Source organism: Mesorhizobium sp. M2A.F.Ca.ET.043.05.1.1, assembly GCF_003952445.1.
Classification (GTDB): domain Bacteria; phylum Pseudomonadota; class Alphaproteobacteria; order Rhizobiales; family Rhizobiaceae; genus Mesorhizobium.
In genome coordinates, this window is the sequence record NZ_CP034446.1 from 3,528,792 (window position 1) to 3,542,953 (window position 14,162).

9 protein-coding genes are annotated in these 14,162 nt (G+C 64.2%); 4 read left to right on the top strand and 5 right to left on the bottom strand.

Going from position 1 to position 14,162, the window contains the following annotated elements:
* Positions 1 to 74: 74 nt before the first annotated feature.
* The 4 genes from EJ069_RS17370 to EJ069_RS17385 form a co-directional block, all read right to left on the bottom strand.
* A complete protein-coding gene (locus tag EJ069_RS17370) occupies positions 75 to 3,230 on the bottom strand; it encodes an efflux RND transporter permease subunit (protein ID WP_126062343.1) in 3,156 nt (1,051 codons plus the stop codon).
* 312 nt (positions 3,231 to 3,542) lie between these two features.
* Positions 3,543 to 4,706, bottom strand: coding sequence for an efflux RND transporter periplasmic adaptor subunit (locus tag EJ069_RS17375; RefSeq protein WP_126062344.1), 1,164 nt, complete (start codon positions 4,704 to 4,706; stop codon positions 3,543 to 3,545).
* A gap of 54 nt (positions 4,707 to 4,760) precedes the next feature.
* A complete protein-coding gene (locus EJ069_RS17380) occupies positions 4,761 to 5,366 on the bottom strand; it encodes a TetR family transcriptional regulator (protein WP_126062345.1) in 606 nt (201 codons plus the stop codon).
* Positions 5,367 to 5,835: 469 nt separating this feature from the next.
* Positions 5,836 to 7,476 (bottom strand): acyl-CoA synthetase, encoded by a 1,641-nt coding sequence (locus EJ069_RS17385; RefSeq protein ID WP_126062346.1) that lies wholly within the window; start codon positions 7,474 to 7,476, stop codon positions 5,836 to 5,838.
* Between the two features lie 202 nt (positions 7,477 to 7,678).
* Between EJ069_RS17385 and EJ069_RS17390 the strand changes: the two genes are divergently transcribed.
* From EJ069_RS17390 to EJ069_RS17400, 3 genes are all read left to right on the top strand, one after another.
* Positions 7,679 to 8,644 (top strand): sugar-binding transcriptional regulator, encoded by a 966-nt coding sequence (locus EJ069_RS17390; RefSeq protein WP_126062347.1) that lies wholly within the window; start codon positions 7,679 to 7,681, stop codon positions 8,642 to 8,644.
* 82 nt (positions 8,645 to 8,726) lie between these two features.
* On the top strand, positions 8,727 to 10,781 hold the full coding sequence (locus EJ069_RS17395; protein ID WP_126064772.1) for a bifunctional aldolase/short-chain dehydrogenase: 2,055 nt from the start codon (positions 8,727 to 8,729) through the stop codon (positions 10,779 to 10,781).
* 224 nt (positions 10,782 to 11,005) lie between these two features.
* Positions 11,006 to 12,070, top strand: coding sequence for a D-alanine--D-alanine ligase family protein (locus EJ069_RS17400; protein ID WP_126062348.1), 1,065 nt, complete (start codon positions 11,006 to 11,008; stop codon positions 12,068 to 12,070).
* A gap of 13 nt (positions 12,071 to 12,083) precedes the next feature.
* On the opposite strand, the gene EJ069_RS17405 is transcribed toward EJ069_RS17400, so the two are convergent.
* Positions 12,084 to 13,589 (bottom strand): winged helix-turn-helix domain-containing tetratricopeptide repeat protein, encoded by a 1,506-nt coding sequence (locus EJ069_RS17405; RefSeq protein ID WP_126062349.1) that lies wholly within the window; start codon positions 13,587 to 13,589, stop codon positions 12,084 to 12,086.
* Positions 13,590 to 13,848: 259 nt separating this feature from the next.
* On the opposite strand from EJ069_RS17405, the gene EJ069_RS17410 reads away from it, so the two are divergent.
* Positions 13,849 to 14,088, top strand: coding sequence for a DUF1127 domain-containing protein (locus EJ069_RS17410; protein ID WP_245456152.1), 240 nt, complete (start codon positions 13,849 to 13,851; stop codon positions 14,086 to 14,088).
* The last annotated feature ends 74 nt before the right edge of the window (positions 14,089 to 14,162 follow it).

Below are 14,162 nucleotides of genomic sequence, written 5' to 3' on the forward strand. Positions count from 1 at the left end.
TGTTTTACGCAATTCCGGACGGAAAACCGCTCACACTTTTCCTGGAATTGCGCTCAGGTCGCCACGTCTATTTTCTATTCCGCGGCCAGTGCCAGTTGCGGCCGTTCGATGCCTTCGATCTTCTCCGGCTCCGGCGCCTGCTCGTCGGTGTTGGCCTTCTTCGGCGCGCGGCCGAAGAACAGCGCGTAGCCGGCCGGCAGCACCAGGATGGTGAGCACGGTGGCGACGAGGATGCCGCCCATCATGGCGTAGGCGAGCGGCCCCCAGAAGACGGCGCGCGAGATCGGGATCAGCGCCAGCACGGCGGTGAGCGCGGTCAGCATGATCGGCCGGAAGCGGCGCACGGCGGCACCCACGATGGCCTCCGATCGGTCCATGCCTGCCGCGATATCCTGATCGATCTGGTCGACCAGGATGATCGAGTTGCGCATGATAATGCCGAGCAGCGCGATGACGCCGAGGATGGCGACGAAGCCGAAGGGCGCGCCGCTGATCAGCAGCGCCGCGGCGGCGCCGATGATGCCGAGCGGACCGGTTGCGAGCACCAGCATCGACTTGCCGAAATGCTGCAGCTGGACCATCAAGAGCACGACGATGATGGCCAGCATGATCGGCGCCTTGGCGGCGATCGAGGCCTGGCTCTCGGCCGAATCCTCGGCGCCGCCCTGGATCTCGATCTTATAGCCAGGCGCAAGGCCGGCGCGCAGGTCCTTCATGTCGTTGTACATCTTGGTGACGACGTCGTTCGACTGCACGCCGTCCGGCAGCGTGGCGCGCACGCTGATCGTCGGCAGGCGGTCGCGCCGCCATTCGACGCCCTGCTCCATGACCGGTACGATCTTGGCCACCTGCGAGAGCGGCACCGAGCCGCCGAAGTCGGTCGGGATGTAGACGGAGTCGACCGAGGACAGCAGGTGGCGGGTCGCCTCCGGCTCGCGGGCGACGATCGACACCGTCTCCTCGCCGTCGCGGAAGTCGTCGAGCTGGGCACCGGACATGGTGGCCTGCAGCATCTGGCGGATACGCTGCGAGGTGACGCCAAGGGCGCGAGCGCGATCCTGGTCGATCACCAGCTTCATCGCCGGCACGGGTTCCAGCCAATCATCATGGATGGCGCCGAGCAGCGGGTTGGCCTGGAACTTCGCCTTCACCTCGTCGGCGATGCGGCGCACCTCCTGGCGGTCCGGACCCATGATACGCATCTGCACCGGCCAGCCGGTCGGCGGTCCGAGGAAGAGGCGGTCGACCTTGCCGCGGATCGACGGGAAGTCCTTGGCGAGGATGCCGCGCATCTTGATGATCAGCCGCTCGCGCGCCGGCTCGTCCTTGGCCATCACGAGGAGCTGGGCGAAGTTGGGATTCCTGAGCTGCTGGTCGAGCGGCAGGAAGAAGCGCGGGGCACCTTCGCCGATATAGGTGGCGATGAAGCGCTTGTCGGGATCGTCCATCATCTTGGCTTCGAGCGCCTTGGCCTGGTTCTCGACCTCCTTGATCGAGGTGCCTTCCGGCAGCCAGAGATCGACGAGGATTTCCGGACGCGAGGATTGCGGGAAGAAATTCTGCGGGATGAACTGGAAGGCCCATAGGCTGGTGGCGAAAGTGACCAGCGTCATTACCAGAACGATGATGCGGTGCCGCACGGCCCAGGCGACCGTCGCGCGCAGGCGGCGGTAGAAGCCGGTGTCGAAGACATCGTGATGGGTGCCGGCATGCTTGCGCTGCTTGAGGATCATGTAGCCCAGCCACGGCGTGAAATAGACCGCGACGAACCACGACACGACCAGCGCGATGCCGACGACATAGAACAGCGTGCGCACATATTCTCCGGCGGTGGATGCCGCGAAGCCGACGGGGATAAAGCCCGCCGTGGTGATCAGCGTTCCAGTGAGCATCGGGAAGGCGGTCGAGGTGTAGGCGAAGCTCGCCGCCTCGATCTTGACCAGCCCCTCCTCCAGCTTTCGCTCCATCATCTCGACGACGATCATGGCGTCGTCGACAAGCAGGCCGAGCGCGATGATCAGCGCGCCGAGCGAGATGCGCTGCAGGTCGATGCCGATCTCGTACATGATGGCGAAGGTGGCGGCCAAGACCAGCGGGATGGCGATGGCGATCACCAGGCCGGAGCGCCAGCCGATCGACAGCAGCGAGACGGCGAGCACGATCAGCAGCGCTTCGCCGAGCGCTTCCATGAATTCGCTCACCGCGTCCTTGACCACCTCCGGCTGATCCGAGATCTGATCGACCGAAACGCCGTAGGGCAGCCCAGCCTCGAAGCGCTGGTAGGTCGCCTCGACATCCTTGCCGACATCCCTGACGTTGAAACCCTTGGCCATGACGACGCCGACCTGGACGCTCTCATGGCCGTTGAAGCGATATTTGCGCTCATAAGGGTCCTCGAGGCCGGACGAGACGGTGGCGATATCGCCGAGGCGCGTCACCTGGCTGCCGGAGCGCAGCCTCAACTCGCGGATATCCGCGGCCTTGGTGACATCGCCCTCAACCGAGATGCGCACGGAGCGCAGGCCGGTGTCGACCGAGCCTGCGGGATCGACGGCGTTCTGCCCCTTCACGGCGTTCTGCAAGTCGACGATGGTCAGGCCGCGCTCAGCCAGCGCCTTGGACGAGACGTCGATATAGATCTTCTCCGGCTGGTCGCCGATGATGACGGCCTTTTCGACCCCCGGGGTCGTCAGCAGCATATCGCGCGCCTGGATGGCGAACTTCTTCAGCTCCGGATAGGTGAAGCCGTCGCCGCTGATCGAATGCAGCGTGATGAAGGTGTCGCCGAACTCGTCATTGAAGTAGGGACCGAGCAGGCCTTGCGGCAATTCGTTGGAAATATCGCCGACCTTCTTGCGCACCTGGTAGAAGGCGTCCTTCACCTCCTCGGCATTGGTGTCGCCTTTGACCTGCAGCGTGATGATGGCGCTGCCGGCGCGGGTGTAGGAGCGCACGAAATCGAGATGCGGCGTTTCCTGCAGCTTGCGCTCGATCTTGTTGACGACCTGGTCCTCCATGTCCTGGATCGAGGCGCCCGGCCAGATCGCCTGCACCACCATGACGCGGAAGGTGAAGTCCGGGTCTTCCTTCTGGCCCATGCGCATCAGGCCGAGCGCGCCGGCCAGGATGATCAGCCCGAACAGGAAGCGGGCGATGCTCGGATGTCCGATCGCCCAGCGCGAGAGGTTGAAGGGGCGCTTTTCAGTGCTGCTGTCCGTCGTGGTGGTCATGGCGCAAGTCCAGTCCAATTGGCCGGCAATGCACAGCTGGCATTGCCCGTGAATTCTCGGTCGGGTTTCCGGGCGGCGAGACCCTCAAGCGGAGAGAGACTCGCAAATCGCGCTGGACGCGGCACTGCCGCGGGGGGAGCCAACATGCCGGCATCCCGCGATCGGGCGTTCGCCGCCCGGAACCCATGCCCTTCCCCGGCTCGCGGCTTGATGCAGCGAGAGCGGGAAAGGCGTCTGTTACGCCTGGCTTCAGGTCTTAGTTGGATGCATGTCGTTCTCCCAAAACCGCTTCGCACTTTTGGGCGACAAGCATCAGTGCAGGCTGCCGGTGGTTGCGACATCCTCTGCCGCCGAGGCGGATTGCTGGGCGTCGCCGGAAAGCTTGACCTTCAGGTTTTCGGTCATGAACTGGGTGCCTGCCGCGACCACGACATCGCCCTGTTTCAGGCCGTCGGCCACGGTGACGCCGTCGGCGGTGAAGTTGGCGACCTTGATCGGGCGCGGATGCACCGTGTCGGAGGCGCGGTCCACCGTCCAGACGATCTGCTTGCCGTCCTTCTCGGTCATCGCGGTCAGCGGGATCGAGACGAGCTCAGCCTTGCTGCCGACGGTCGCCTGGACATTGGCGGTCATGCCGAGCAGCACGCGCGGATCGTTGGGCAGCGACACCCGAACCGCGAAGGTGCGCGACTGCGGATCGGCGCTGCCGGCGACTTCACGGACCTTGCCGTCAAGGGTGAGCCCTTCGTCAGACCAGAAGCTCGCCTTGACCTCCTTGCCGGGCTTGAAGCCCGCGATATCCATCTCCGGCACCGCGATCGAAACTTCCTTCTCGCCGTCGACCGCTACAGTCATCACCGGCGTGCCGGCGGCGACCACCTGGCCGACATCGGCGGAGATGGCGGTGACGATGCCGTTCTTGCTGGCTTTCAGATCGGCGTATTGAACCTGGTTCTGTGCCTGGGCCAGCGTCGAACGGGCGGCATCGCGCGTCGCCACGGCCTGGTCGTAGGTCAGCCGCGCCTGGTCGAGCTGCGATTTCGGCGCGAAATTCTTGGCATAGAGCTGCTCGGCGCGCTTCCTGGCGAGGTCGACGGTCTCGACCTGGCGCTCGGCCGCGTCGAGGCTGGCCGCGGCGCTTTTCACCGACAATTCGTAATCGGCCGGATCGATCCGGGCGAGCACGTCGCCCTCATTCACGTGCTGGCCGATGTCGACCAGGCGCTCGGTGACCTTGCCGGCGATGCGGAAGCCGAGATTCATCTCGGTACGGGCGCGCACCGAACCGGAATAGTCGAGCTGACGGGTGGTCTGCGCCTCGCCGATCTCGACCACCTTGACCGGCCGGACGACTTCCTGGACGACCTCTGCCTTCTCCTGGCTACAGCCGGCAAGGCCAAGCACTGCTGCGACGACGGCGGCGGCTGGGAGGCCTGCGGCCGGCAGCTTGCGGAGGATGGAACTGGACAAAGACACCTTAGCACTCCCGAACTGGAGATGATCTGTCGGCCCGCACCCGGCGGACTGCTTCTATTTCAAGGCTCTGATTGCGTAGTCGATAAGTTCGTCGGGCGTCGCCCGGTTGGTCTTGGCAAGGCACTGCGCCACCATCTGCGGGTGGCAGAGAATGACGGTTGCGGCGCCGAAGCAGCGCGAGGCCGTTTCTGGGTCCTGTTCCCTGAACTCGCCGACCTCGATGCCCTCGCGGATCACCTCGGCATAGAGGTCGTGGATGCTGTTGAGATGCTTGTCGATGACGGCCCAGTCGCGTTCCAGCGCGACAATGACCATCTCATGCACCTTCTCCTGGTCGAGCATGACCTCCAGCGTCATCTTGTACTGGGCGTGGATGTAGCGGCGCAGCCGCTCCTCGGCGCTGATCGGCAGGTGCATGATCTCGTAGGCCATCTTGTAGCTGGCGCCGAGCATGCGGCCGCAGACGGCCTGGTGGATTTCGACCTTGGAGGCAAAGAAACGATAGATGTTGGCCGGCGACATGCCGAGCTCGCGGGCGATGTCGGCGACGTTGGTCTTGCCGTAGCCATAGTGACGGAACAGCCGCTCGGCGCAGTCGAGAATGCGGGTCACATTCTCCTGTCTGGTGGGGTCTGCCACGATGTGGGCGGCTTCGGACATGGCGCTTTCGTTTTGACGAGTGACGAATTTCAAATTTCGTCAGTCGTAAAATGAAAATGGCGAGGAGTCAACGCGGAATCGACGTACGCGAATGGTTGGTGACAGATGGTGACAGTTGGGGCAGCGGGCGGCGCCTGCGATTAGCAGCCGACACCGATGAGGTCGTCATCCTAGGGCGGAGCAAGGAGCGAAGCGACGCGCGCAGACCCTAGGATCCATGCCGTGACGCAGGCCGAAGAACGAAGGCGGATCAATAAGTTACGAGGATTTTTCTGCCCATTCGCCGCAAGCCATTCTCAACCGCCGGAGCGCGGCCGCAAGGTAACGGCATGGATCCTAGGGTTTCCGCGACGTCGCTTCGCGACTGCTCCACCCTAGGATGACGAAGTCGCGGTTGCCGGCGCAAGCTGTCGACGTCGCGGGCGCTGGCGCAAGTTGTCGACGTCGCGGCCATGTTGGAAGGGGCGAATTACGCCACCTTCGCCATTTCCCTTAGCCGGAACTTCTGGATCTTGCCCGTCGAGGTCTTCGGAATCTCCGCGAACACCACTGCCTTCGGTACTTTGAAGCGGGCCAGCAGCCCCCGGCAATGCTCGATGATCTCGGCTTCGGTCGCGCTCTTGCCGGGCTTCAACTCGACATAGGCGACCGGCACCTCGCCCCATTTCTCGTCCGCGCGCGCAACGACGCCGCAGGAGGCGACCGACGGATGCTTGTAGAGCGCGTCCTCGACCTCGATGGAGGAGATGTTCTCGCCGCCCGAGATGATGATGTCCTTGGAGCGGTCCTTGAGCTGGATGTAGCCGTCGGGGTGCATGACGCCGAGGTCGCCGGAATGGAACCAGCCGCCGGCGAAGGCCTCGTCGGTGGCCTTCCTGTTCTTCAGATAGCCCTTCATGACGATGTTGCCGCGGAACATGACCTCGCCAATGGTCTCGCCGTCGGCCGGCGTCTCGTCCATCGTCTCGGGGTCCATGATGGTCAGCCCTTCCAGCGCGGCATAGCGCACGCCCTGGCGTGCCTTCTTCGCCATCCTCGGCCCCTTCTCCAGAGCGTCCCACTCATTGTGCCATTCGTTGACGACGGCCGGGCCGTAGGTCTCGGTCAGGCCGTAGAGATGGGTGACGGCGAAGCCGGCATCGGCCATGCCCGCAAGCACAGCTTCCGGCGGCGGCGCGGCGGCGGTGTTGAAGGTGACGGTCTGGGGGAACTGGCGCTTGTCCTCGTCCTTCGCGTTGATCAGCACCGACATGACGATCGGCGCGCCGCACAGATGGGTGACGCCGTGATCGGCGATCGCGTCATATATCGGTTTCGCCCGCACCCAGCGCAGGCAGACATGGGTGCCGGCCTGCACCGCAAGCGTCCAGGGAAAGCACCAGCCGTTGCAGTGGAACATCGGCAGCGTCCACAGATAGACCGCGTGCCTAGCCATGCCGGCATGGATGGTGTTGGTGTAGGCCATCAGGGCGGCACCACGATGATGGTAGACGACGCCCTTCGGATTGCCTGTCGTGCCGGACGTGTAGTTGAGCGAGATGGCGTCCCATTCGTCGTCCGGCATCGACCATGCGAACGCCTCGTCGCCCGCGGCGACGAAGTCCTCATAATCGAGCACGCCGATCCGCTCGCCCTTCGGGTAGGGAGCGTCGGCGGCATAATCGGGATCATCATAGTCGATGATCAATGGCTTGGCCTTGGTCAACGCCAGGGCCTCCTTGACCACGCCCGAGAATTCGCGGTCGACGATCAGCACCTTCGTGTCGGCATGATCGAGCTGGAAGGCGATGATGGCGGCGTCGAGGCGGGTGTTCAGGGAATGGAGCACCGCCTTCACCATCGGCACGCCGAAATGCGCTTCCAGCATCGGCGGCGTGTTGGAGAGCATCACCGTCACCGTGTCGCCCTTGCCGATGCCGTGCCGCGCGAGCGCCGAGGCAAGCTTCAACGAGCGGCGCCAGAACTCGCGATAGGTGATGCGCTGGCTGCCATGAATGATAGCGACATGGTCGGGATAGGTCTTGGCCGTGCGTTCAAGGTAAGTGAGCGGCGTCAGCGGCTGGTAATTGGCGGCGTTCCTGTCGAGATCCTGTTCGTAGGGATTGGCCATCCCGTTCTCCCCAAAGTTCTTTTCGAACCTTCTAACCTCAGGCCCGCTGTCACGCTATCCCTCCGACTAGCTGAAAATGCTATGATCCGGTCGCTTGACAGAACGGCGATCCACGCTGAGCCGTGCCGACAGGTAAACGCCTCCGCTCACTCAGGTTTGACTTTTGTCGAGAGCCGTGACTAATGTCAGCCAGGGAGGCGGCATGGCGATCAGACCGGCAGAACAGCTCATCCACAAGGCCGCCTGGCTTTACTATGCACATGGCCTTCGCCAGGACGAAGTGGCGAGCCAGCTCAACATTTCGCGGGCCTCGGTCGCCATGTATCTGCGCAAGGCGCGCGAGACCGGCATCGTCAACATCTCGACCTCGACGCAGCTCTTCACCGACGATGTCATGGCGCGCAAGGTTGAAGACGGCTTCGGGCTCGACGCCGTCTGGATCGCGCCCGAAAATGCCTATCTCGCCGATCCCTCAACCGACATCGCGGTGCTCGCGGCCAGCGTCTTTCTCGAGCTGGTGAAGAAGGGCGACCGCATCGGCGTCGCCTGGGGCCGCACCGTTTACACCATAGCCGACATCATGTCCTTCGCCGACCTGCAGGACGTCACCGTGGTGCAGCTCTGCGGCAATCTGGGCGCGCCCTATTCCTATCGGCCCGACCAGTGCACGATGGAGATCGCGCGCCGGCTCAACGCCAAGGGCCTGAACTTCTATGCGCCGCTGGTGCTGTCGACGGAAGAGCTGGCGAAGAGCCTGCGCGCCGAGCCGGTGATCCGCGACCAGCTCGCCGGCATCGCCGACTGCGACCTTGCGCTCTATTCCGTCGGCGCGGTCGACGCCGACAGCCATCTGGTGAAATGCGGCGCGCTGTCGCCGGCTGAGATGGAGGCGCTGCGCAGCCAGGGTGCGGCCGGCGTCATCGCCGGGCAGATCATCGACGCCAGGGGCGAAGTGCTCGACTGCAGCTACAACCGGCGCGTCATCTCCGCCGCGCTCGCCTCGCTGCGGGCCATCGAGAAGCGGCTGATGGTGGTGCAGGAAGATACGAAGTTCGAGCCGCTGCTTGCGGCCATCGCTGGCGGGCTCTGCACGCATCTGGTGATCGGCGCGCATATGGCCGATCGCCTGCTCCAATACGCCGAGGCGGCAACCAAGAAGGCCTCTTAGAAAACCACCCTCGCCGCTTCTGTCATAAAGGCGTCGCGGCTTTCTGTTCATGAGCAAAAAGACGAGTATCGGACGCAACGACATGAAGAACCTTTGGAACGACGCCGACGCGGAGAAGATGGTTGCCGACTACGCCAAGAAGGGCGTCGGCGGCGACCTTGCATTGCGCGTCTACACAACCCGCCTGCTCGGCGGAGAGCCGCGGCTGGTGCTGCATGGCGGCGGCAACACCTCATGCAAGACCAAGGCCACAGACCTCCTCGGCGACGAATGGGACGTGCTCTGCGTCAAGGGCAGCGGCTGGGACATGGCCGTCATCGAGCCGCAAGGCCTGCCGGCGGTGAAGATGGGCGCGCTGCTCAAGGCGCGCGCGCTGGACAAGCTTTCCGACGAGGACATGGTGGCGCTGCAGCGCTCCAACCTGATCGATCCGTCCTCCCCCAACCCGTCGGTCGAAACGCTGCTGCACGCCTTCCTGCCGCACAAATTCGTCGACCACACGCATTCGACCGCGATCCTCGCCATTGTTGACCAGGAGGACAGCAAGCCGCTGATCAAGACCGTGTTCGGCGACAGACTAGGTTACGTGCCCTACATCAAGCCGGGCTTCGACCTCGCCAAGGTGGCCGCGGAAGTCTTCGATGCCGACCCGAGTGTCGAAGGCCTGATCCTCGACAAGCACGGCATCTTCACCTTCGGTGACGATGCCAGGCAGGCCTATGACCGCATGATCCATTATGTGAATGTCGCCGAGGAGTATGTCGCCAGGAACGGCAAGCCGCAGGCGGCCAAGGCAGCGCTGCCGGCAAGGCTCGCCAAGCCGGGCGACATCGCGCCGACGCTTCGCGGCGCCGTTGCCGTGGCGCGCGGCGAGGGCCGCTTCGACCGCATGATCAGCGACTTCCGCACCTCGGACGCGATCGTCGATTTCATCAATTCGGCCAAGATCGCCGAGTTGGCCGGCCGCGGCGTGTCGACGCCGGACTTGTCGATCCGCATCAAGACCGGGCCGATGGCGGTGCCGGCGCCCGACGCCGACAAGCTCGGTGACTACAAGAGCGTGGTGCGCAGCCATGTCGAGGCCTTCGTCAAGGACTACACCGCCTATTTCGAGACCAATGACGCGCTGGACGACGTCAAGCGCACCATGCTCGACCCGATGCCGCGCCTGACGCTGGTGCCGGGTCTCGGCATGTTCGGCCATGGCCGCACGCTGAAGGACGCCAAGATCGCCTCCGATGTCGGCGAGATGTGGATCGAGGCGGTGCGCGGCGCCGAGGCGATCGGTAAATTCCATCCGCTCTCCAAGGCCGATCTCTTCCCGCTCGAATATTGGTCGCTCGAGCAGGCCAAGCTGGCCTCCAACAAGCCGAAGCCGCTGACCGGCCAGGTGGTGCTGATCACCGGCGGCGCCGGCGCCATCGGCGCCGCGACGGCAAAGCTGTTCGCCGCCAATGGCGCGCATGCGGTGATCGTCGACCTCGATCCGGCCAAGGCCGCGGACGCGGCTAAGGCCGCAGGCAACAACTCGATCGGCGTCGGTGCCGACATTACCAAGCCGGCCGAGATGCGCGCTGCCTTCGACAAGGCGGTCGCCGTCTATGGCGGCGTCGACATCCTGGTCTCGAACGCGGGAGCGGCCTGGGAAGGCCGGATCGGCGAGCTCGACGACGCCACTTTGCGCAAGAGCTTCGAGCTCAATTTCTTCGCGCATCAGTCGGCGGCGCAGAACGCGGTGCGCATCATGCTGGAACAGGGCACAGGCGGCGTTCTTCTCTTCAACACCTCGAAGCAGGCGATCAATCCCGGCCCGAAATTCGGCGCCTACGGCATTCCGAAGGCGGCGACATTGTTCCTGTCCAGGCAATATGCGCTGGATTACGGCGCCTATGGCATCCGCTCCAACGCGGTCAATGCCGACCGCATCCGCTCCGGCCTCCTGACCGACGCCATGATCGCCAGCCGCTCCGGCGCGCGCGGCGTGTCGGAGAAGGAATACATGTCCGGCAACCTGCTCGGACAGGAAGTGACAGCCGACGACGTGGCGCAGGCCTTCCTGCACCAGGCGCTGGCCGAGCGTACCACCGCCGATGTGACCACCGTCGACGGCGGCAACATCGCGGCGGCGCTGCGGTGAAGACCTGAAGACACCCCTTTGGAGTGGTTCATCGTTTCACGAAACGACGAGCCGCTCCTCGTCTTGGTGCGATTCCGGACGGAAGGCCTTTCGCGCTTCTGCTGAAAAACTGCTTCAACCGGTCAAAGTCCCACTCCAATCCTTCCTTACTACTGGAAAGGTTGAAGGGGACTAGCTGGTGTTTCGCATGCGAGCTCCAACCCTAATCATTGGTGGAGTTGTCGATGCCCGCAAAAAGACTTCGTATCGGTGTGCTGTTCGGCGGACGCTCCGCCGAGCATGAGGTGTCGCTGCTTTCGGCGGCCAACGTCATGGCCGCGCTGGACCCGGCGAAATACGATGCCGTTCCGATCTTCGTCACGCGCGAAGGGCAATGGCTGCTGAGCAGCTTCGAAGGCGGCGCGCTGGCGACGCCATCCTCCGGCACGCAGCTCTGCCTGGTGCCGGGCGGGCATGGACGGATGCTGGCGGTCCCTGCCAACGGCGCACCCTACGACCTGCCCGCCATAGACATCCTGTTTCCGGTGCTGCACGGCCTGCACGGCGAGGACGGCGCGGTGCAGGGGCTGGCCGAGGTGGCACGCGTGCCGCTCGCCGGCTGCGGCATTTTGGGCTCGGCCACGGCGCTCGACAAGGACATCGCCAAGCGGTTGCTGAAAGCGGCGGGAGTGCCCGTCGCACGCTCGGTGACCATCGACGAGGGCGCGGCGCCTACGCTTGCAGAACTGGAAGATCGGCTCGGGCTGCCGATCTTCATCAAGCCGGCGCGGCAGGGTTCGTCGGTCGGCGTCGCCAAGGTCAATGCCAGCCAGGAATTTGACCGGGCCCTCGCGGAGGCGTTCCAGCACGACAGCAAGCTGCTGGCGGAGGAATTCGTTCGTGGCCGCGAGATCGAATTCAGCGTGCTGGAGAGCCCCGCGGGCGAGCTTTTCGTGTCAAGACCGGGCGAGATCGTGCCGGCGGAGAGCCACGGCTTCTACAACTACAATGCCAAATATATCGACGAGAACGGCGCTGCCTTGATCGTGCCGGCCGAGCTGCCGCCGGAGGTGGAGGAAGCCATGCGCGACATGGCCGCAAAGGCGTTCAGGGCGCTCGGCTGCGACGGCATGGCCCGCGTCGATTTCTTCCTGATGCCGGATATGAATTTCCTGATCAACGAGCTCAACACCATTCCGGGCTTCACCAACATTAGCATGTACGCCAAGGCGATGGCGGCGAGCGGCGTCAGCTATCCGGAAGTCATCGACCGGCTGGTGGCGCATGGACTGGCGCGCGCCGACCGCTGAGGTTACGTCGGCCTCACTCCGGCAGGCCGGCCTTGCGGAAACCCTCGACGAAATGCTCAAGCGTCGCGTCGTCGCGGAAAGGCTCCGTTTCGACCCAGCGGCGGGTGGAGAAATGCGGATTGCCTACGAGGAACAGCGCGACCTCGGTGCGCGCCTCGTCGAGCCGGCCGAGTTGAGCAAGGGCTGCCGCCAGGAAGCGGCGCGAGCTGGTGCGGTAGGTCTCGTCGCGGCGCAGCGTCTCGACGGCGGCCTCATAGTCACGGGCCGCATACTGTGCCTGGCCGAGCGTCAGATAATACCAGCTCGGCGGAAACGGATTGAGCCGGAACGCCTTGCGGATGTGTTCGAGACTCAACTCCACCTGGCCGGCCAGCACCTCGATGTCGGACACTGTCGCCCAGATGTCCGCCTCGTTCGGATCGAGTTCGATCGCCTTGGCGAACTCAATCTCGGCCTGTTCGAAATCGCGTTCATAGGCAAGCAGGTTCGCCAGCACCCAGCGGCAGCCAGCGTCGTTGGGGTCGATCGCCACCGCCTTGCGCGCCAGCTCCAGGGAGATGCTGCGGGCAGGTTCGAACGGCTCGCCCCAATGCACCCATCCCATCCAGTGGTTCATGGCAAGCCAGCGATAGGCCTCGGCATAGTCCGGATCGAGCGCAATCGCGCGCGTCAGCATCAGATGCGCCTCGCGCGCCATCTGCGGCGACTCGTCGAACGATTTGCGAGCCCGCACGACGAGATCATAGGCTTCCAGATTCCTGGGCCGGTTGCGGGCCGGCGGGGCGCGCAGCCGCCCGAGCAGCGCCTCGACGATCTTGGCGGTAGCCTCATCCTGAACGGCGAAAATGTCTTCCAGGCCGCGATCGAACCGCTCGGCCCACAGATGCTTGCCGCTCAGCGCGTCAATCAGCTGGGCGTTGATGCGCACATGCCCCGCGGCGCGCCTGGCGCTGCCCTCCAGCAGATAGCGCACGCCGAGTTCGCCGGCGATGGCGCGCACGTCCATCGCCTTGCCCTTGTAGGCAAACACCGAATTGCGCGCGATGACGAAGAGGCCCGGAATCCGTGAAAGATCGGTGATCAGGTCTTCGGTCAGGCCGTCGGCGAAAGACTCCTGCTCGGGATCGTTGCTCAGATTGATGAAGGGCAGCACGGCGATCGACGGTTTGTCGGGCAGCGGCAAGGGCTTGCGCGTTGCGTCGGCCTGTTCGACGGTACCGGTGAAGCGATAGCCGACACGCGGTACCGTGGCGATCCACTCGCCGCCGCCGGCCGCCGGACCGAGCAGCTTGCGCAATTGCGCGATCTGGACGGTGAGATTGCCTTCCTCTACCGCCGTGCCCGGCCAGGCCGCGTCCATCAGCTCGGCCTTGGCGAGGATTTCGCCGGGACGCGCGACGAGCGCCTCCAGCAGCTTCAGTCCGCGATGGCCGGCGGCAACGGGAACATCGTCCCGAAGCAGCGTTCCCGCGCCCGGATCAAGCACGAACGGTCCGAAGGCAAAGCGCGATCCCTGCATGCGGCGATCTATAGAGCAATTCCAGGAAAAAGGTGAGCGGTTAAGTTCGGCGACTTCGCCGTAACCCTCTGCCCGGAATTGCGTAAAAACAAAGGGATAGACGGGTTCGCCGTTTCCGTGAAACGGCGAACCGCTCTATCCGATTTGGAAGTTTTGAGAACTATTTGGGAGGGCTTAATTACGCCGCCGGCCGCCTGCGGCACACTGCAATCTCAATCAGGTCGAGGGCTTTTGGAACCCTCATTCGATGGAGGTTGCCATGAACGATATTCTTGCGACTTGCGCACCTTTGGCCGCGCATCCAGCCGAGATCAAGAGCCGCTGGCGCTACAGCCTCGCGGCCTTGCGCAGCCTCATCGCGTTGCGGCGCGAGCAGGCCTATTTTCGCTTCGAGCTCAAGCGGATGGCGACGGACAATCCGCATCTGATCGACGATATCGGGCTGACGAAAGAAGAGGTCGAGGCAGAGATCGCCAAGCTGCCTTTCTGGCAGCGGTGAGGCCGCAACAGCAGCCCTCACAAAGACAGAGAGCGGCCCGTTGGACCGCTCTCTTCATCTTGCGACTGCCTTAC